Here is a 20,104-nt window from a genome sequence, read left to right on the forward strand (position 1 = left end):
GTCTTTCTTAGAACACAGTTTTTAGAACACAGCTTTGTTAAAACAGCCTACATTAAAGGTGTGATTCGAATATCTGCGATTTGCGCTTCGTTCTTTTCACCCTCAATACCACCTGCGTAGATGTAGGTTTCATTCGATTTGAGGTAACTCATATTGAAGTGGTCCTTCAGCGCGACCTGATAGGTTTTTCCCTGCTCCAACGTCACCTCAATTGGCGTTGAGTAACGCATACCTTGGTTTTCACCAATATGGCCCATCTGCAAGTAACCTTGACCAACCACTTTACCTGCATCATCCAATACCTCTAACAATTTCACGGTGTTCGTGATGCCAGTATTAAGTTGCCCTAGGTTATTGTTGTACCAAGCATCAAACTGGTAAGTGCCCGTTACAGGGGCTGTAAACGACTCTGAACCTTTTACAACGCCACTCTCTTTGCTCACCGTAACCACTGAGATATTGTCTTTGAGTGGCTGATATTCGCCATCAAGTTTGATGCGGATCTCTTCACCGACACAAACTGGTTGGCTTGGGTTAGAACGGAAGCCTTTATCGTTAATGCTTTCAGCCAAATAACAAGCAAAACCTGTTGGCGTATCGGAATAAGATTGAGCAATCACGTTCTTTTGAATCAGCTCGCCATTGCGATACAAGTTCACGTTGTACTTGCTCGTCACGTCAATCGAAACCGAATTATCAACGCTTTTTACCACCAATGTTGGCTCTTGCGGAGAATATACGCGGCTATCTTCACTCACATACGGTTTCACCCCAGAAACTAAAGTAATGCTACTATCTACATTCACAAGCGCGCCCAGTGTCACGTGAAAATGCCCCTCTTCGTCCATCGTGACATTTTCAACTGGGTAGTAACCTGTTTCATCTTTGCTTACTTCAGGCAAGTCAATCGTTACCGAGTAGTTCTTTCCTTTGAAGGCAAAGTTTTCCAACGTGATTTGTTCAGACTGAGCCAACAAATTATTGCGCACCCAACTTGTGATAAATGGCTTCACTTCCAACTTACCTGTTTCGGTATGGATGCCGAATAGGGTCTCTACCACCATGTTCAAGTAGCCACCCACAGACCAAAGCTGACGCTGAGAGTTAATCACTGGGCCATCCAAGCTCGGATCTTCGCCATGATCACTATGGATGATGGATGACTTACCAGAAAGCCACTCTAAGTTTTCCATGTTGGATAAATTAGTTGCCGTACCACGAACCAACGATTGAATGGCATTGTTCACTGCTGCCACGTTTTGTGTTTGATGCGCGGCGCGCAAGCTGTACGCGGTAACAAATGGCCAAATTGCGCGGTTATGGTACACAGGCACGTCCGGTTGCTGAGGGAAGTAAACCGGCACGCCAAACTCACTGTGTGGGTAATTGGCCATGATTTGTTTCGCCTGCGCATCACTTGCCACACCACTGATGATCGCAAGTGCTTCGCCCAACATGTCATATTTGTCGACCGCGATGTCTTTGCCATTATCAAACAAATAACTTACGTACATACCGCGTTCGGCATTCCAAAACTGCTCGTTGATAGCGGTTTTTAGCTGTGCAGCCCAATCGGTGTATTTGACCGCGTTGGTTGAATCGTACTTCTCTGCCAACTTAGCCGCGAGCTGAATCGCGCGGTAGTGAACCACGTTTGTCGATAACGCTTTGCTGCTACCAATTGTATTGACATCGTTTGGCGTCCACGTTGAATACGTTTGCTCACGCCAATCGAGGAATGATTGCTCACCAGTGTATAAACCGGATTTCGCATCAAAAGCCGCCAGGCGATCGGCTTCAAGTGTATTGCTGATCGCTTTGTAAGCGCGCTCAGAAAATTGGTTGTACTCTTCCCCATCTAATGCCGAAAGTAAGCGTTCAGCACCAAGCGCCCAAGTCGTGCGGTCGGTACTGATTGGCCAACTGCCGCCAGTGCCCGTGTCTTGCACAATCTGCTCGCCATCGTATTGCTGATCGGTCGTGTCGCGGAAAGCAGACAATTTGAAATTCAAACCATTTTGCACCCGAGTTGGATTCATCAATGCAAGCGAAAGGTCTGCTGCGTACGCCAAATCACGCGTCCATACGTAATGCCACTTCGCGCCCGTCTCAAAAACTTCCGCTTTGATTGGGTTGTTGTAGTTGTAATTGCCGTCTTTGATTTCAGAAACGGCAAGCTGGTCTAGCTCTTTCATCGTCAATGCAAACAACGCGTCAAACGCGACATCACCCGACACCACTCGCGGCCCTGTTTGCTCATTAATCACTAAGCCTTGGTCGAGCGCATCACGCAATTCTGTCGTCGTTGAAATACCAAATTCACGCAGTTCAGCTTTAGGATCTTTCACCGAAAAAATCACGGTATCACTCGAGTCATCGTAATTGGCGAACAGTTTCACTTCTTTGCTCTGATGCCCTTCATGCACCATTACAGGGTCGAGAATCGCATCAGAGTAGTATTTTTCCGCTTCTTCTTGCGTTGCTTTCGTCACAGTCATTGTCGCGCGACTTTCATCGGCAAAGCTCACAGAAAACTTGTAATACCCTTTGTCTTCAAACGTGATCTCAGAGTTGCAATCATCGTTCATACACGCTTCATTCGTGTCCGGTTTTGGCTGGTACTCTTGAGCTTTATCCAACGCCGCGGGCTCCTCAAAATAGGTGTATTGGATCTGCCAACCCGGATCAGCAATCTTGAACTGATTGCTACCTCGAGCGACGCGCAGTACGGTTTCGTACTCGTTATTACCCAAATAGTTTAGCTTGGCATGCTCTGCCGTGCCCCAATCCCCATTTAAACCACGTAAATATAAGTCGGCTGAAATAATTGGTTTGTCGACTGGCACAGGCGCATCAGAGGAATCTGACCCACATCCAGCAAGACCAATACAAGACGCGACAGCAAGCGCAATAAAACTCGGTTTCATGTTCATCCCTTAGATTGTTGTTTTGGCGACAGTCTAAAGAACACCCTTTTGAGGGGAAAATAGGAAGTCAGGAGCGAGCTATAGATAACATCTATACGCCAAACCCCAACAGTGATGTAGATCTATGAAATGCGCATAATTTCAATCAAATGAGATTACAGATTTGTGATTTATAAATGAAATTGTGCAAAATACCCCTCGTTCTTAGAGGGGAAAGAAAATGGACAAATCTCTGCAGCAATTTTTACTGGTTGCACGCTGCCAAAGCATCAGCGCTGCGGCAAGAATGGCAGGGTTAAGCCAGCCAACGGTAACAAGCAATTTAAAGAAGCTGGAAGAGAATCTCGGCGTGACGCTGTTTGAACGTCATCCTAATGGCATGGTGTTGACCGAATACGGACGCATCCTCTATCGCCATAGCAACGCGATGCAGCATGAATACAACCAAATGATGCAAAGCATTGATGAACGGAAACAATACCAAGTCGGAAAAATTAAAATGGGTACTGGCGATGCGTGGTGGCCGCTGTTCGTCAAACAAGCACTCAATGAACATCTGACCAAGCAGCCTTCGGCATCTACGCACGTCGAATTTGGCAACCACTTAGGCTTGATGGATTCATTAATCAACGAACAGATTGAATTCTTCATCGGCCACGAGATTGTCGGCTTGTCGTCTAAATGCGATGTTACGTTTATTCCGCTATTTCAAACGGTTGATGCCTATTTTGTTTCCCCAAACCATCCACTGCTAGGTAAAACCGTCACCGAAGAGATGCTGCACGAATACCCTGCTCTTTCGGTCACTTATGACGCGAAGAAATTCGCTCACGTCATCGATAACCCAATCCCGAAACAAAATGAACGCGAAAGGCAGCAACTGGATGACAGACCGACTTACGAAGTGGATTCTCTGCTCGCCAGTATTGATGTACTGAAAGAAAGCGTCGCGGTGATGTCTTATACCCGCCACCTGCAATCGTATTTGGAATCCTTTGGCTTACGATGCTTAACCATGGAAAACGAACCAAACCCTGGCACCGTCGGGATTTATCGCCACCGCCGAGAAACCTCTGAATCGCATCTAGATCTGATTGCTGGCATCACTCAGCGCGCTAAATTGCTCAACTAGAAAGTCCAAAAACAGGCGAACTCTTTTCGGTTGATATTGGCGGCTCTGATAAATGACATGCAGATCCGCTTCAGCGCCTTGCGAAAAGGCGCTGAAGTTTTTCATATACCCATCCAAAACCGTTACTAAACGTTGTTGTTTTAGGTCTTGCTGAATATCTAAAATCGATTTCAACGCAATCCCCGCACCGTCCAACGCCCATTGTCGAATCACTTCACCATCATCAGAAAAGCGCTTTGGCGTGACCGTGATCGTTTGGTGAGACTCTTCATCTTTAAAGTGCCACGTTTTTAATTCTTCATTGCTGCGCACCATGGCTAAGCAGCGATGAACCGTGAGATCTTGTGGGCAGTTTGGGACACCTTGCTTCGCCAAGTAATCAGGTGACGCGCACAGCACACGTTGACTCGACGCCAGCTTGCGCGAAATGAGATTACTGTCCGCTAACTCACCGTAACGAATCACCAAATCGAGCCCCGATTCAGCCAAGTTCGATAAATTGTCATTAAGATAAAGATAAGGCGTCACATCCGGATATTGCTCAGAAAAAGCCGACACCATCGGCGAAATAATTTGTTTGCCAATATCTCGTGGAGCTGAAATTTTCAACGTTCCGCGCACTTGCGAAATACCCGTTTGCAGCAAGTTTTCCGTCTCTTTCACGCTATCAATGATGTTCAGACAAGCTTGATGGTACATTGCCCCTGCGTCCGTGAGTGATACGTGGCGTGTGCTTCGGTTGAGCAGCTTTACGCCATAGCGTTCTTCTATCGCTTGCAGCCTTGCCGTTACCGTCGCCGGAGACAAACCTAACTCCCTTCCCGCCGCTGCCAGACCTTGATGTTTAACGATGCTGACAAACAACGTCATATCCGAAAACTTATCCATCTTCGCGCCCTTATTGTTTAGAAAAACTGAATAATCAATTCAGATATTACCCAATTATCAAATTAAGTCGAATCCATATACTGGCCCTATCGACATTGTTTAGACCCAGAACGTTATGTGACAGGGCAAAGTTAAACGCCGTAACGCTGTACAACGCACAACAACACGCCCTGCCCAGCCAGAGATAGGAAACAAAACATGAAACTGTACATTTATGAACATTGCCCCTTTAGCGCCCGCGTCCGTTTTGTTGCAGGCATGCTGAATATTCAGCTCGACGTCATCAACATTGCTTATGACGACGAGAGCACCACCACAAACATCATCGGCGCCAAACAAGTTCCTCTTTTGATCAAAGACGATGGTGAAGCCATGGCGGAAAGCTTAGACATCATCAACTACTTCCTTGAATTGGCATCTTCCAATGAAAGCAGCCAACCCTCAACACCGGTTTTAGACTGGCAAAAACAAGCGTTTTTACCGCTACAAAAAGTCGGGTATCCGCGTTGGTCAAACATGACGTTACCGGAATTTGCAACAGAAACCGCGAAACAAGCATGGCGTGCAAAAAAAGAAACCGAAGCGTTAAATTTTGAAGCTTTGATTAACGATACACCTGCGATTGCGAAAGAAGTCGCCGCTTTGATAGAACAAACCAAACCCTTGCTCAACCTAAGTTCAGAAAAGCAAACGTCACTAGTTGATCAGGCCATTATGTTCTCCATTCTACGCGGCTTTTTCAGTGCGCCCGAAGTGCAATGGGATCCAGCCGTACTTCACTGGATGGCAACCGCTCGTAAAGCGACCAACGTGCCAGTACTTATCTAAGGAGCGCATCATGAAACAAAGAACAAATAAGCTGTTTGAACCAGCTCAACTAAAAGCGTTGTCACTACAAAACCGCATTGTCATGGCACCAATGACTCGCGCACGCACCACTCAGCCGGGCAACATCCCGAATGAGATGATGGCAACGTATTATCAACAACGTGCTTCTGCCGGGCTGATCATTTCCGAAGCCACACAAATTTCGGACGATTCTCAAGGCTATTCGTTCACCCCTGGCGTTTACACCGATGCGCAAGTGGCGGGCTGGCAGGGTGTGACCCAAGCGGTCAAATCACAAGGCGCAGCGATGTTTTGTCAGCTATGGCATGTGGGCAGAGTCTCTCACCCAACATTCCAAAATGGTGAACAGCCTATCGCGCCATCTGCGCTCGCTCCGGTAGAGACGCAAGTTTGGATTGCAGATGAACAAGGCAACGGCAATATGGTCGATTGTGTTGAGCCTCGCGCCATGACACAAGCGGACATCAACCGAGTTGTCGGTGATTTCGCGAACGCAGCCAAACGCGCCATTGAATCGGGTTTTGATGGTGTAGAAATCCATGGCGGGAATGGGTATCTGATCGATCAGTTCTTAAGAACCAACTCAAACCATCGAACAGACAACTACGGTGGTTCACGAGAAAATCGTATCCGTTTTCTTATCGAAGTAGTGGATGCAGTTATCGCCGCTGTTGGTGCGCATCAAGTTGGAGTGAGATTGGCACCATTCATTACGTTTAAAGATATGGACTGCCCAGATATCGTGCCAACGATCCTAGAGGCATCAAAACAGCTACAGGAGCGCGACATTGCCTACTTGCACTTGTCCGAGGCCGATTGGGCCGATGCACCAACGATTCCTGAGACGTTTCGAATCGAACTTAGAAAGCGCTTTCGCAACGCTATTATTGTTGCCGGTCGCTACGATCCTCAACGAGCAAACGAAGTATTAGAGAAAGGCTACGCGGATCTTGTCGCATTCGGACGGCCATTTGTAGCAAACCCAGACTTAGTCTCTCGCTTGCAACATCACCATCCGTTGGCAGAACTCGATGGCTCAACGTTGTTTGGCGGAAACGAACGAGGCTACACCGATTACCCTGCTCTGCAACAGGGATGCGCAGAACAGGCCTAACAAAAAAGCCCCAACCTAGCAGCTACGGTTGGGGCTGTCACCAAACTAAAATTGGTTTTAGCTAGCTTAATCTGGCTAAGAGTTAAATCACTTCTAACGCGCCGCAGCGCCAAGGTTCGATAACGACTTTGATGTGGTCATTTGGCGTCATTAACTGTCTAAACGCGTCTTCGACACCGTCGATTCCCACTTTGGCGGTGAGCATTTTCTGCCAAGGCAACTTGTGTTCGGCAATCGCTTGTAGGCATTGCTCAAACTCGTGCGGTTGGTAGTAGTAAGAGAATCTCAAGTCGAGCTCTTTTACCGTCGCGTACGCGTAGTTAATGATTGCGGGTGTCGTATGGATACCCGAGATGACGATTCGCGCTCGGGCAGGGGCGCGGCGCATAAAATCGTCAATCAAGGTATGCTTGCCCACACACTCATAAATGACCAGACGTGAATTCATCGCGTACTGCTCACCAACGGCGATCTCGTCTTCCTTGGTCGGGTTGATCAATCGATTTGCGCCAAACTCACTAGCAAGTAGCAACTTCTCTTCCTGAAGATCGACCGCAAGAATATTGCTGACGCCACGTTGTTTCAGTGCAGCAATCACCGCCAGCCCTATAGGGCCGCAACCGACAACCAGCGCTGTTTCTTCCGTTTCGATTTCACTGCGGTTGACCGCGTGCAAACCGACCGCTAGTGGTTCGGTTAATGCCGCCGCCTCAGACGGCATTCCGTCTGGCACAGGTAGCAATAACGCTTCATCAAGCAGGAAGTACTCAGAGTATGCGCCATAAGTCCCCGGAGTAACACCAACGCCCGCGCCATTTTGGCTGAGCAACATCGGTACTGAGGTGACTCGGCTACCAACGGACAACGTTTGCTGCGTATCGGCACCGTATTCGATAATTTCCGCGCAGAACTCATGCCCCAACATCACTTGAGCGTGCTCACCGGCTTCATCAGGCATCAACCCGAGCTGGTGGAATACATCAAATACCTCATCCGCGTGTCGAGTAATGTGAAGGTCGGAGCCACAAATGCCACAGGCGAGACTACGAACCAACACTTGTCCCGCTGCAGGTTTGGGGATTTCGACTTGCTTCAGGCGGACACTACCATCCTGCATTATGATACTGTTCATCTGTTGCATGGGGTTACTCCGCTAGCTCATCGCTTAGGCCAACAATCGCACCCGGTTTGATGTAGCGCGCAGTGAAGCCTTGCGCTTTGGCAGCGGCAACCACCACTTGCTCAATCCAACCTGCATCCATAATGTTGATGAAGTTACCCTCTTCGTCAAAGTTAATGTTCGCACCTTGGATCACCATAAAGCCATCTGCACCACCCGACTCTTCTGGACAGTGAAAGGTATGAATCGAACCACCTGGCTCATATAAGTAGCTACCAGCGGTTTGGACTTGATCTGGGTACTCAATGTAGTGCCAAGCGCCACTCAGCGTATAGAAATGCACCACGCCAGTGTGGAAGTGCTTAGGCAGAGTGATACCCGGTTTGAATTTGGCACGAATCACCCAAGTACCATTTTCTGGGTCAAGAAACAACGGGTAAACATCCACACCCGGTAATGCGTCTTTGATGAGCGACTCCTCATTGGTATTAATAGTTAATAAGAAATCTTGGTGCTGAATAACTTCTGGTAATGACATAACTTACATCCTCGCTATTGCTGTAATGTGGCGTACTCGCCTATCCCATAAGTGGGTACTTAAAATTCTCGAAACCGTCAGATGCGCTGATGGTACAACCGTTGATACAGTTGGCTTTCTCGCTTACCAGAAACGCCACCACATCAGCAATCTCTTCTGGTTGTGTGAAGTTTTGACGCATCTGTTCTTTGCGAATGTGGTCCCACAGGCCAATCTCTTCGTATTGCCTTAACATCGGAGTATCAACGCGTCCCGGAGCGACGGCGCAAACACGAATACCCAATGGTGCGAGTTCTAATGCGGCGCATTTGGTCATCATATCGACTGCGGCTTTACTGACGTTGTAGGTAAAGGTCATCTCAGACGCCATTCGTGCGTAAACAGAAGAAGTATTGAGGATCACGCCCGGCGTGCCTTGCGCTTGGAATTGTCTTCCAGAGGCAAGAATGCCGTAGTAAACGCCATTTTGGTTGACCTTAGAGATCGGCTCAAAATCGGCAATTGGGTCGTGGTCAAGCAGAGGTTTCGGTGCACCGATGCCCGCGTTGTTGACCATGATGTCAAGCGAGCCAAACTGTTCGACCGCGCACTTCACCATAGCTTCAACTTGTTGGTAATCGGTGACGTCCGCGACAAAGGTTCCCAACTGCTTTGAGTCAAAACTTGTGTACATTTGCAGTGATTGTTCTGAAATATCGACAGCAAGCACTTTGGCTCCTTGCTCTCTCAGCTTTGCAATGATGGCTTGGCCAATTCCACCAGCTGCCCCAGTCACAATGGCCGTTTTATTGATAAGTTCCATACACCTTCTCATCCATGCGTTGTTGTTATCAAAATGTAACCTAGATCAACTCACTGACACTCACTTGACCTTTTGCGAAGTAAATTTGATACATTGCGATTTACAACCTATTAACATTTTAAAATCGAGACATGTATATCGTACGAAGTGGCGCTGCCGATAAATTTGATAGCTTGGTTTCCGAACTGGGGCAGAATCCGCAAGAGATAATGGCCGCTGTTGGCCTGTCTGCCGCGCAGTTTCGCGATCCCGATATCTATCTCGCCTACCCTAGGTTGGCTGAATTACTGGAAGAAGCGGCTGCTCGTTGTAAGCAACAGTTGTTTGGTGCGTTACTCGCCGAGCGCCAAAACCTGCAAAGTTTAGGCGATTTGCCGATGTTGGTTTCTCGAGCGGAAACGGTCGGTGATGCCTTGGCGCGGGTGAATGATTTTCTCTATCTACATTCGTCAGGGGTAACTCTCAACATGACGCCACAAGATGATTGGGTACGGTTGTCGCTCAATATTGATGTGCACAGCGAACGAGGTATCGCGCAGTTGATGCAGCTCAGTGTGTCGCATCTGGCGATGTTTGTTGCGAGCTTACTTGATATTGAAGCAAGTCACTTCGCGCTACATTTGACTCAACACGCAACATTGGAAGTAGAAAAAAGCAAGTTTGCCCAGCAGAACAAACTGCGTTTCGGTGATAAGTTTGACGGTATCCTACTTAAAGCGACTCTGCTTAACGCTAAGAACCACCAAGATGAAGACGCACTGGAGCGCCATTTTCAACAGCACCTCAAAGAGCTGCAAACCCGTTACCCCAACAATCTCAGTGACCAAGCAGCAAACATGATTGGCCGTCTGCTCTCAACCGGAGAATGCAGCGTTGAGCGCGTTGCAAGAGCATTGGATCTGCATCCGAGAATGCTGCAAAACAAGCTGAAACAACAGGGCACAAATTATCGGCAGCTTTTACAACAAGTGCGTCAGGATTTCGCCGAACAGCGATTGCATGAGAATATTCAGAGTATTACCGATATCGCGTTGCAACTGGGCTATGCAGAAACTGCGGTCTTCAGCCGCCACTTTCGTCGCTGGACGGGAAAATCGCCAAGGCAATGGCGACAAGAAAAAACTCAGTTACAAACGTTTAAGCCCATCAGTTAAAAGCATAAATAACCTATCGTTCAAACCAAAAAGTGTGAGGTGGGAGGGTTGGTATCGAGAATTTCAGCAATCACAGATAACCCGTGTTTGATGTAGCCTCGGTTTGTTTCTGCTCCCAAGCTGATTCGCACGTAAGGCATTGGCTGATTAGTATCGAGAACAAACGGTTTATATCCCGTGATCTGCACCCCTGAACGCTTTGCCGAAGCAACCAGGTCATCGCTATTCCACTGCTCGGGTAGTCTCAACCAAATGTGCTGTCCATTCGGGTGCGAGCTATAAACATGCCCTTCTAAAGCGGCTTTTGCTATTCGCTGTCGCTTGGCAAACTCATTGACTTGAAAGCGAATAAGTCGATTTAACGTACCGTTTTCGATCCACAAATGAGCAACTTCAAATGGTAATGGAGTCGCAGACCAACTCGTTGCCGCTAAACGACCAATCGCGTGCTGCAAAAAATGACGTGGGACCGTCAGATAGCCAGTGCGCATGCCTGGCGCTACAACTTTGGTTAAACTGGTGACATAGAAAGCTTGTTCGGGTAACAATGTGGCAAGGGGTGGGACACGGTTAGGTTCTAGTGCTCCATACACGTCATCTTCAATTACATAGATGTCGTATTGCTGCGCAATATTCGCTATCGCCTCTCGGCGTTCAACATCCATATGCGCACTAGTCGGGTTAGCCATGCTCGGTGTGCAACACAATACCTTGATTGGTTTGTGTTTACATGCCCATTCAAATGCATCCGGCGTTATACCAAACTCATCCATTTCAAGTGGTTGCAACTTAAATCCAAGCATTCTCGAGCGAGAGATCAAGCCATGATCAACCAAGTGACCACAAGCAACTAAATCGCCGTGTTCAACAACTGTGCTTAAAGCCAACGTTAAACCATGGCATGCGCCATTTGTGAGTAATATTTGATCGGCACCCACATCCAACCCTTGGCTACTTAGAAATCGTGCTCCTGACTCAATATGATGAGGCTGACCTGTTACCGGCTTTGCTTTACTGATCAAACCACGATTGTTTGTTTGCCCAGCAATCTCCATTAACGCCTGATTAAAAAGCGTAATGTGGCGATCGGTCACCACTGGATGTGCAATCGACATATCAATTTCATCCGGCGTTTCTTTCATCTCTTGTGTCAGCATGAACTCCGTGTCCGTACTTTCATCCACAAAACCTGATTTGACAAAAGTACCATTCCCAACCCAAGACTCGATCGCCCCTTTTTTCTCTGCATAACCATATGCATGGCTCACCGTTTGTACGCTGACGCCAATTTGCTCTGCAAACTCACGATGTGTGGGTAATCGAGTCCCCGGTTTTAGATAACCACTGCGGACACATTCGACAAGATAGTTACCAATGGAGATGTATTTAGCGGTGCCTGGCCGAATGATCGGGTTCAAAGAAATTGTCATGACACAATATTTTAATTGATTCATTTTTAACGCTCATTGTAACTTCCGTTTAACAAATGGCGAACTTTAACTCACAAAACGAGGTAAAATGCACAAAAATAAACCACAATTGTAATGATTGACATGAAATGTATGGGTTAAACAAACATGTTAAACAGCATCGTTCAATCCAAATACAACCCCAGAGGTAAATTGCAATCATTTTTAACGCAGATCTGGCTAGCTGGTAGAAGGTAGAAATACCTCAGCGTCTCCGAAGGCCCATAAGGCGTCGGATTTCTAACAAGGAGAAAATATGAGAGGCGTTGCTTTGCATTTTACACTGGATGAGTTCCAGGATCGGTTAACGAAAGTTCGGCAATCGATGGAAGAAAGAGAATTGGATGTCCTTATCATTCATGACCCTTCTAACATGGCGTGGCTGACAGGCTATGATGGGTGGTCTTTTTACGTGCCACAATGTGTCGTTGTTGGTCCATCTGATGAACCTGTTTGGTTTGGACGCTGCCAAGATGCCAACGGAGCATACAGGACTGCGTATATGTCGGCAGAAAACATTACCTACTATCCAGACCATTATGTAATGAACCCACCGTTACACCCGATGGATTTCCTAGTCGAAGCCGTACTGGCTCCGCGCCTTTGGGATCGTGGTCGTATCGGCGTAGAAAAAGATAACTATTACTTTAGCGCCACCGCTTACGAATCACTCACTACGCACCTACCGAATGCTCAACTTCTCGATGCAACCGGACTAGTCAACTGGTGCCGCGCCGTTAAATCCGATCAAGAACTGGCGTACATGTACCGTGCCGCTCGCATTGTTGAAAATATGCACCGCGTCGCGTTCGACATGATTGAACCAGGATTACCGAAACACCACCTTGTTGCCGAGATTAACCGCCAAGCCGTGCTCGGGCATGAAGACCACTTTGGCGATTACACCGCGATTGTGCCGCTTTTGCCATCAGGTTCTGATGCTTCCGCACCTCACCTGACTTGGGATGACAGACCCTTCAAGAAAGGCGAAGGGACGTTTTTTGAAATCGCAGGTGCGCACCGACGTTACCATTGCCCACTCTCACGCACTATTTTTCTTGGCGAGCCTGACGACAAGTTCAAACGAGCCGACGAAGCCCTAACTTTAGGACTTGAAGCAGGCCTAAAAGTGGCAAAGCCCGGAAATACCTGCGCCGACATCGCCAATGCACTAAACCAGGTTCTCGATAAAGCGGGATTCTCACGCGAAGGCGCCCGTTGTGGCTATCCAATAGGTTTGAGCTACCCGCCAGATTGGGGGGAACGAACCATGAGTTTGCGAGACACCGATAAAACCATCTTGAGAGAAGGCATGACATTCCATTTTATGCCGGGGCTGTGGTTCAAAGATTGGGGGTTAGAAACAACGGAAAGTATCGTCATTACCCATGATGGAGCAAAAACGCTGTGTGACTTTCCACGCCACTTATTTGTTAAACACTAATTTTTCAAACCTCAGGCTCTGTTGAGCTAGGTCTGAGAACTAAAAGGACTTGATATGCAAAAAAGCTCGATCACAGCCACCATAGACTTTGACCGAGAAGGTGTACAGCACGGCTTTTTAACGCTGCCCTATTCACATGACGACTCCGCTTGGGGAAGTATTATGATACCTATCACCGTGATCAAAAATGGTCACGGACCAACCGCACTGCTTACTGGCGGTAATCACGGAGACGAATACGAAGGCATCACCAGCCTGCTAAAATTGACGAACTCGCTTCAGGCAGATCAAATCCAAGGTCGTGTCATTATTGTACCCATGATGAACTTACCTGCGGTACAAAATGCCTCACGTACGTCGTTTATCGATAAAGGGAATTTAAATCGCAGCTTTCCCGGCAACCCCATAGGCACAGTGACCGAGAAAATTGCGGATTATTTTACTCGTTACCTAGTTCCTAAGTGCGATTTTGCGTTAGACATTCACTCAGGTGGTAAAACGTTAGATATCGTGCCGTTCGCCGCTGCCCATCGTCTCGACAATCTCGATCAAGAAGAAGCCTGCATATTAGGTGCAAAACTGTTTGGCGCACCTTACACCATGATCTTGCTCGAAATGGACGCCACCAGCCTGTATGACACTGCCGTGGAGTCTCAGGGAAAAATCTTTGTTACCACCGAACTCAGAGGAGGCGGAACCAGCACTCCAGAAACCATCGCTTATTCCGACCGTGGCATTCGCAACTTCTTGCGCTTCTCAGGCAACTTGCCCGGTGACTACGAACAACCAACCCAACCAACTAAGTTATTAGATATGCCTGATGCAAGTTGTTATGTGCAAAGCCAGCACCACGGCATCACAGAATACTTATTTGATCTTGGCGATACCGTCAAAAAGGGAGATGTATTAGTGAGAATCTTCTCGACCGAGCGCACAGGTACCGCCCCCGTTGAGTACAAGTCACAGCGCAATGGTATTTTCGCGGCACGTCGTTTTCCTGCTATGGTGAATATCGGTGACACTATCGCAGTTATAGCCGAAGACTGCGGCGAGATAGGCTGATTGAAAAGCCAACTAAAGAAATCAAAACAAATGGCATACCAGAAGCAAACTGGAAAGCACCTTATAACAGCGACCAGTCATCAGCCTTTATGAAATGATTAGTATTCAACAGGGAGACTCATAATGCGCCTCGATCGCTACGACGTAAAAATTCTACAAATACTTCATGATAATGGTCGTATCACCAAATCTCACCTTGCCGAGGCCATCAACCTATCCGTGAGCCCTTGCTGGGAGCGCGTCAAAAAACTGGAAGAAGCAGGCATCATTGAAGGCTACGGAGCAAGAGTAAATACCGATATTTTGTTCAAACGAACGTCGGTTATGGTTGAAGTTACGCTCAAAGAACACAACGCCCAAGCGTTCAAACGCTTCGAGCAACTGGTTCAACATTCACCAGAAGTCACTGATTGCTATGCCACGGGCGGTGGTGTCGATTACATCCTTAAAATTCAGTCAGAAGATATCGACCAATATCAGCGGCTTATCGACAACTGGTTAGACTCAGATGTGGGCATTGAGCGCTACTTTACTTACATTGTGACAAAAACAATCAAACGTGATGCGGGCACATTCGAAGTAAACCAAAACGCTTTGTTATAAAAGGGAAAATGCGCATCAGACGTGAACAGAAAAAACACCATATTTAACGGCACTAAAAAGAAAGTTCTGACGTTTTAAACCTCGGTATCAGAAATTATTTCGGTCACTTCTCCATTACAGTTTCATTATGGACAACGATGCTGGGAGAAGGACTCATGACAGCACTGCACAGCTTACATGCAGAGGAATTAAAAGCCTCGCACGACATGATGGCGATAATGAAAGACGTACGTTTGGTGAGAGGTTTAGCGTACGTAAATGGCAAATGGGTAAGTGGTGATCAATTTCATCCGGTGGATAATCCAGCAGATGGCACGGTCATCGGTTACATCACTAAGCTATCTCAGCAACAACTCTATCAAGCGATTGATGAAGCCGACCAAGCCTTTCGTCAATGGCGAAAAATGCAAGCAGAAGAGCGCGCTGAAATTCTCATGCGTTGGCACGACCTGATTCTAGAATCAAAGCAAGATCTTGCTCATTTGATGGTGATGGAGCAAGGAAAAACACTAGGTGATGCTGTAGGTGAGATTGACTACGGCGCATCCTTTGTTCGTTGGTTTGCCGAAGAATCACGCCGCTGTTATGGCGAAACCATCCCAAGTCATATTCCGAATGCGCAGCTATCAACGGTGCGCGAGCCAATTGGTGTCGCAGCACTGATTACGCCATGGAACTTTCCTAATGCCATGATCACACGCAAAGCCGCAGCCGCACTAGCAATAGGCTGTCCGGTGCTCATTAAGCCAGCCAGTGAAACGCCTTTTTCTGCGTTAGCGTTGGCAGAGTTAGCAGATCGAGCTGGCTTTCCACCTGGTGTGTTTAACGTGATCACTGGCGATGCGGTGATGGTGTCACAAACCTTGTGTCACTCCGATAAAGTCAAAGCGCTCTCGTTCACAGGCTCAACTCGAGTAGGCAAACTATTGCTACGCGACGCGGCACAAACCGTGAAGAAGTGCAGTATGGAACTCGGTGGTAACGCCCCTTTCATCGTGCTGCCAGATATGGATGTCGAGCAAGCAGCCAAAGCCGCCGTGGATGCGAAGTTTCAAACCGCAGGACAAGACTGCTTGGCCGCAAACCGTATTTTCGTCCCTAACGATAAGTACGAAGCGTTTTTGGAAGCATTTGCCAAAGAAATGAGCCACATCGTTTTGGGCAATGGCTTAGACGAAAAAACCACCATGGGACCACTTATTAATCGCACTGCGGTGGATAAAGCGCATGATTTGGTGCGTGACGCGCTCGACAAAGGCGCGCGATTGGTAGCGGGATACCACCAGCCCGTACCAGGCGAAAACTTCTTCGCGCCGACATTGCTAGCCGATGTAACCCCTGAAATGGCGGTGTATCGCGAAGAGAATTTTTGTCCTGTGGCAGGCGTATTGCCTTACCAAGACTTAGATACCGTGATTGAAATGAGCAACGACACTGAATACGGCTTAGCTGCCTATGTTTATGGTCACGATATCCACCAAATTTGGCACTGCATGCGCGGTTTGGAGTTTGGCATGGTGAGCGTGAACTCCGTCAAAATGACAGGGCACCCTATCCCATTCGGCGGCGTGAAACAGTCTGGTCTTGGACGAGAAGGAAGCCGTCACGGATTTGAAGAATACAGCGAAATCAAATACTGCTGCTTAGGCGCTTTACCAACCGTCAGTGGCAGTTGAGACACGAAATATGGATATCCAATTATTCGAGGAGAAGGATCATGAGTAACAAAACCCAACAACTTTTAGAGATCGATCGTCAGAGAGTATTTCATGCCTCAACCCACCTAAAGCAGTATGCGGCCGGGGAGCTTCCGGGAAGAATTATCTCGAGCGGAAGCGGAATACGCATCACCGATTCAGAAGGCATCGAGCTGATAGACGGCTTTGCCGGGTTGTATTGTGTAAACATTGGCTATGGCAGGACCGAAATGGCCGATGCGATTTATGAGCAAGCCAAAGAACTGGCGTACTACCACACGTACGTCGGTCATACGAACGAAGCGCTCGTGACACTGTCAGATCGCATCATCAAAATGGCGCCTGAAGGCATGAGCAAAGTTTACTACGGCATGTCAGGCAGCGACGCGAACGAAACTCAACTTAAGTTGGTATGGTATTACAACAATGCTCGTGGTCTACCAGAGAAGAAAAAAATCATTTCGCGTGACCGCGGCTACCATGGTTCAAGTATCGCGTCCGGTTCAATGACAGGTTTGCCGCTGTTCCACGCCCATTTTGATTTACCACTTGAGCGTATCAAACACACCATCGCGCCATATTATTATCGCCGTGAAGACGAGAGTATGTCTGAGCTTGAATTCTCTCAATATTGCGCAGATCAACTCGAAGCGATGATCTTGGAAGAAGGCCCAGAAACGATAGCAGCAATGATTGCAGAACCAGTGCTCGGTACTGGCGGTATTGTGCCACCACCAGCAGGGTACTGGCAGGCGATTCGCAAAGTGCTCGACAAATACGATGTGCTCTTGATTGCGGATGAAGTGGTGTGTGGCTTTGGTCGCCTCGGCTCCGATTTTGGCTCACTCCATTACGACATGAAACCGGATCTCATCACGGTAGCGAAAGGGTTAACCTCAGCGTATCAACCGCTGTCTGGCGTGATCGTCGGTGAACGAGTTTGGAGTGTGCTAGAAAACGGCACGGACCAATGGGGCGCTATCGGACACGGTTATACCTACTCTGGTCACCCAATGGGAGCGGCAGCCGCGAACTGCAACCTCGATATCATTGAACGTGAAGGCTTAGTGCAAAACGCGGCCGAAGTCGGCGCTTACTTGCAGCAACGTATGGCAGAGACGTTTAACGATCATCCATTAGTCGGTGATACTCGTGGCGTTGGCTTGTTGCATGCGTTGGAGTTTTCTTCAGACAAACTTTGCCGAGCACACTTTGATCCAAACTTGAAAGTAGGCCCGCAAATCGCGGCGGCGTGTTTAGAGCAAGGCTTAATCGCTCGCGCCATGCCACATGGTGACATCCTCGGTTTTGCTCCACCGCTTATCGCAAATCGTAACGATATAGACACCATTGTCGACAAAGCGCATCAAGCGGTAAACAAAGTGATGGATAACCTCGTCACATCTAAACAGTGGCAACCATAACCCACCTAGATTTCAGTAATGCTCGCGGGCTTTGGAGAAGGCCCGCTTTGCACTTTCCATTAAAGAGATAACAAGCCAACCAAACATTTTAGACCCATAGAAAGCACTATTATTTACTACAAGTGGCAATAGTGGGTAAAATGCCCAAAATTGCGCACTAACTGGATAAAACATGGCAAAACTTACCCTTCAAGAACAAATGCTGAAAGCTGGCTTAGTTAATGAAAAGAAACTAAAGAAAGCGAAGAAAGGCTCTAAAAAATCACGCGTTCAAGCACGCGAAGTAAAAGCGGCGGTTGAAGAGAATAAACGCCAACAGTTAGAGCGTGATAAACAATTGAGCGAGCAACAAAATGCTGAGCGATTAAATAAAGAGATCAAAGCGCAGATCAATCAATTGATTGAGATGAACAAGATCGACTTAAAAGATGGCGACATCAAATACAACTTCACTCACGGTACGCTAGTGAAATCACTTTATGTAGATTCACTTATCCGCGAGCAGTTGATCAAAGGTATTTTGGCAATCGCAATTGTTGGTGAAAGCTATGTTGTCATTCCACGTGGAGTAGCGAATAAAATTACTCAACGTGATGAGTCCGTAATCATCGAACAAAAAGAACCTGAATCGGACATTCCAGCAGAAGACGATCCATACGCAGATTTCGTCGTGCCTGACGATTTGATGTGGTAACAATAAATTAATCGATACATCAACGAAAAGAGCCGCTAATGTAACATCAGCGGCTTTTTTTATAGAAAAATAATCTACAGAGATGATGTTTTGTTATTGCTTACTTAGAAGCAAATTCGCACCTGATGCAGCTAAAAACAACGAACATCCGCGATTGAAACGTTTCGCCATTTTTGGATTTGAAAACCAGTGTCTCAAGTACAAACCAAAGATGGCATAGATTGAAATGGCGACCATTTCTAATATCAAAAACGTCGAGCCAAGGGCAAAAAACTGCTCTTGAACGTTGGCATTGGCATCAACAAATTGCGGCAAGAATGCAGTAAAAATAAGAATCGCTTTCGGGTTGCCAGCAGCAAGCGTAAATTCTTGCTTCGCAAGTCCTGCGTAATTGCGCGAATTGTCCAAGTCAGAGATCGGACTGGACTCTGAACGCCAAAGGTTGAACGCAATCCACAGTAGATACAGCGCCCCTACCAGCTTTATTGCCAAAAATAGCATTTCTGACGTATACAAAATCACAGCCAGACCTGATGCAGACAACGCAATCATTGCTGAAAAAGCGGCAATTCTGCCTAAACTGGCCGTAAACGCGGCCCTAAAGCCGTAACAACGCGCATTATTCATTGCCAATAAATTGTTTGGGCCTGGAGCCATATTTAGAGCGAAGCAAGCAGGAATAAAAAGGAGAAGCTGCCAAATATCCATAATAAAATGGTCTTAGTGAGTGATATTGATCGGTACCCTAACATCTGTTAATAAAGTGAGTAAACCACAAACCAATCTTAAAGCAACTCAGCATCAAATCGTGCCGTGCGAGCTTGAACTAACGTGCAGTTCGTTTCAGCCATCAGCTCCGCTAAGGTGATGTTTGGGTTTTGTCTCACCAAACGTATCAACTTCACGTCCAAAGGTTCCAATTTGTCTTGGTGAGCAAGTAGAGCTTGTTCGATTTTGTTGATCGCAAATCGCATCGTCTCTGCTTCTTCATTTTTGAGATGCTCTAAAAACGCTTTTACATCCAAAGCCTCGCCCGAGATTTGCCAGTGACGAGATCGTCTAATTCGCTTAAGATCGCACTGTTTTTCTGCTGCGAGTGTTTTCGCTCGCTTGGCATGGTCGCCCCCAATACGGTGAATCAAGGATGGGAGCGAAATCGTAATCTTCGTCTCTTTCATGGCCTTTTC

At 47.3% G+C, this 20,104-nt stretch carries 18 protein-coding genes; 10 read left to right on the forward strand and 8 right to left on the reverse strand.

The genetic code is table 11. The features are described 5' to 3' along the window. Positions 1 to 47 precede the first annotated feature (47 nt). Positions 48 to 2,927 carry an amylo-alpha-1,6-glucosidase gene (locus R7D93_RS09970; RefSeq protein WP_225496447.1) on the reverse strand — a complete coding sequence of 960 codons (2,880 nt, stop codon included), beginning with the start codon at positions 2,925 to 2,927 and terminating at the stop codon, positions 48 to 50. Between the two features lie 220 nt (positions 2,928 to 3,147). On the opposite strand from R7D93_RS09970, the gene R7D93_RS09975 reads away from it, so the two are divergent. After that, on the forward strand, positions 3,148 to 4,059 hold the full coding sequence (locus R7D93_RS09975) for a LysR family transcriptional regulator (RefSeq protein WP_025506531.1): 912 nt from the start codon (positions 3,148 to 3,150) through the stop codon (positions 4,057 to 4,059). Here R7D93_RS09975 and R7D93_RS09980 read toward each other — a convergent pair. Continuing rightward, positions 4,012 to 4,947 carry a LysR family transcriptional regulator gene (locus R7D93_RS09980; RefSeq protein ID WP_225496449.1) on the reverse strand — a complete coding sequence of 312 codons (936 nt, stop codon included), beginning with the start codon at positions 4,945 to 4,947 and terminating at the stop codon, positions 4,012 to 4,014. The two genes, R7D93_RS09975 and R7D93_RS09980, sit on opposite strands and share 48 nt — an antisense overlap. 198 nt (positions 4,948 to 5,145) lie before the next feature. Here R7D93_RS09980 and grxB point away from each other — a divergent pair, with 198 nt between their 5' ends. Further along, positions 5,146 to 5,775 carry a glutaredoxin 2 gene (gene grxB / locus R7D93_RS09985; RefSeq protein WP_005387027.1) on the forward strand — a complete coding sequence of 210 codons (630 nt, stop codon included), beginning with the start codon at positions 5,146 to 5,148 and terminating at the stop codon, positions 5,773 to 5,775. 10 nt (positions 5,776 to 5,785) lie between these two features. Next, positions 5,786 to 6,910: an alkene reductase gene (locus tag R7D93_RS09990; RefSeq protein WP_225496451.1), complete on the forward strand. Its 1,125-nt coding sequence runs from the start codon at positions 5,786 to 5,788 to the stop codon at positions 6,908 to 6,910. Positions 6,911 to 6,992: 82 nt separating this feature from the next. Here the strand turns inward: R7D93_RS09990 and R7D93_RS09995 are convergent, their stop codons facing one another. The 3 genes from R7D93_RS09995 to R7D93_RS10005 are packed head-to-tail and all read right to left on the reverse strand — an operon-like array spanning position 6,993 to position 9,370. Further along, complete coding sequence (locus R7D93_RS09995; protein WP_225496453.1) at positions 6,993 to 8,051, reverse strand: zinc-binding dehydrogenase; 1,059 nt, start codon at positions 8,049 to 8,051, stop codon at positions 6,993 to 6,995. Between the two features lie 4 nt (positions 8,052 to 8,055). Further along, positions 8,056 to 8,568, reverse strand: coding sequence for a 2,4'-dihydroxyacetophenone dioxygenase family protein (locus R7D93_RS10000; protein ID WP_225496455.1), 513 nt, complete (start codon positions 8,566 to 8,568; stop codon positions 8,056 to 8,058). 40 nt (positions 8,569 to 8,608) lie between these two features. Beyond that, entirely contained in the window at positions 8,609 to 9,370 is a 762-nt protein-coding gene (locus R7D93_RS10005; RefSeq protein WP_054574554.1) for an SDR family NAD(P)-dependent oxidoreductase, read from the reverse strand. 131 nt (positions 9,371 to 9,501) lie between these two features. Here R7D93_RS10005 and R7D93_RS10010 point away from each other — a divergent pair, with 131 nt between their 5' ends. After that, positions 9,502 to 10,524, forward strand: a complete 1,023-nt coding sequence (locus tag R7D93_RS10010) for a helix-turn-helix domain-containing protein (RefSeq protein WP_213961034.1) — start codon at positions 9,502 to 9,504, stop codon at positions 10,522 to 10,524. Positions 10,525 to 10,544: 20 nt separating this feature from the next. Here R7D93_RS10010 and R7D93_RS10015 read toward each other — a convergent pair whose 3' ends face one another. After that, positions 10,545 to 11,978, reverse strand: a complete 1,434-nt coding sequence (locus R7D93_RS10015) for a PLP-dependent aminotransferase family protein (RefSeq protein WP_080996739.1) — start codon at positions 11,976 to 11,978, stop codon at positions 10,545 to 10,547. A gap of 271 nt (positions 11,979 to 12,249) precedes the next feature. Here R7D93_RS10015 and doeA point away from each other — a divergent pair, with 271 nt between their 5' ends. From doeA to R7D93_RS10045, 6 genes are all read left to right on the forward strand, one after another. After that, on the forward strand, positions 12,250 to 13,437 hold the full coding sequence (gene doeA / locus R7D93_RS10020) for an ectoine hydrolase DoeA (protein ID WP_005373780.1): 1,188 nt from the start codon (positions 12,250 to 12,252) through the stop codon (positions 13,435 to 13,437). A gap of 54 nt (positions 13,438 to 13,491) precedes the next feature. Then, positions 13,492 to 14,499: a N(2)-acetyl-L-2,4-diaminobutanoate deacetylase DoeB gene (gene doeB, locus R7D93_RS10025; protein ID WP_005373782.1), complete on the forward strand. Its 1,008-nt coding sequence runs from the start codon at positions 13,492 to 13,494 to the stop codon at positions 14,497 to 14,499. 123 nt (positions 14,500 to 14,622) lie between these two features. Then, positions 14,623 to 15,102 (forward strand): Lrp/AsnC family transcriptional regulator, encoded by a 480-nt coding sequence (locus tag R7D93_RS10030; RefSeq protein ID WP_054576150.1) that lies wholly within the window; start codon positions 14,623 to 14,625, stop codon positions 15,100 to 15,102. Positions 15,103 to 15,257: 155 nt separating this feature from the next. Further along, positions 15,258 to 16,778 carry an NAD-dependent succinate-semialdehyde dehydrogenase gene (locus tag R7D93_RS10035; protein WP_225496457.1) on the forward strand — a complete coding sequence of 507 codons (1,521 nt, stop codon included), beginning with the start codon at positions 15,258 to 15,260 and terminating at the stop codon, positions 16,776 to 16,778. A 41-nt stretch (positions 16,779 to 16,819) separates the two neighbouring features. Beyond that, a complete protein-coding gene (locus R7D93_RS10040; RefSeq protein ID WP_225496459.1) occupies positions 16,820 to 18,223 on the forward strand; it encodes an aspartate aminotransferase family protein in 1,404 nt (467 codons plus the stop codon). A 172-nt stretch (positions 18,224 to 18,395) separates the two neighbouring features. Then, positions 18,396 to 18,917, forward strand: a complete 522-nt coding sequence (locus R7D93_RS10045; protein WP_054574550.1) for a DUF2058 domain-containing protein — start codon at positions 18,396 to 18,398, stop codon at positions 18,915 to 18,917. A 93-nt stretch (positions 18,918 to 19,010) separates the two neighbouring features. Here R7D93_RS10045 and R7D93_RS10050 read toward each other — a convergent pair whose 3' ends face one another. Together R7D93_RS10050 and R7D93_RS10055 are read right to left on the reverse strand one after the other, a co-directional pair. Next, a complete protein-coding gene (locus R7D93_RS10050) occupies positions 19,011 to 19,625 on the reverse strand; it encodes a LysE family translocator (RefSeq protein WP_017633575.1) in 615 nt (204 codons plus the stop codon). 77 nt (positions 19,626 to 19,702) lie between these two features. After that, complete coding sequence (locus R7D93_RS10055) at positions 19,703 to 20,095, reverse strand: ribosome recycling factor family protein (protein WP_017819813.1); 393 nt, start codon at positions 20,093 to 20,095, stop codon at positions 19,703 to 19,705. Between the last annotated feature and the right edge of the window lie 9 nt (positions 20,096 to 20,104).

Origin of the sequence: Vibrio sp. YT-15, from assembly GCF_033337445.1 — a bacterium.
GTDB classification, from domain to species: Bacteria; Pseudomonadota; Gammaproteobacteria; order Enterobacterales; family Vibrionaceae; genus Vibrio; species Vibrio alginolyticus.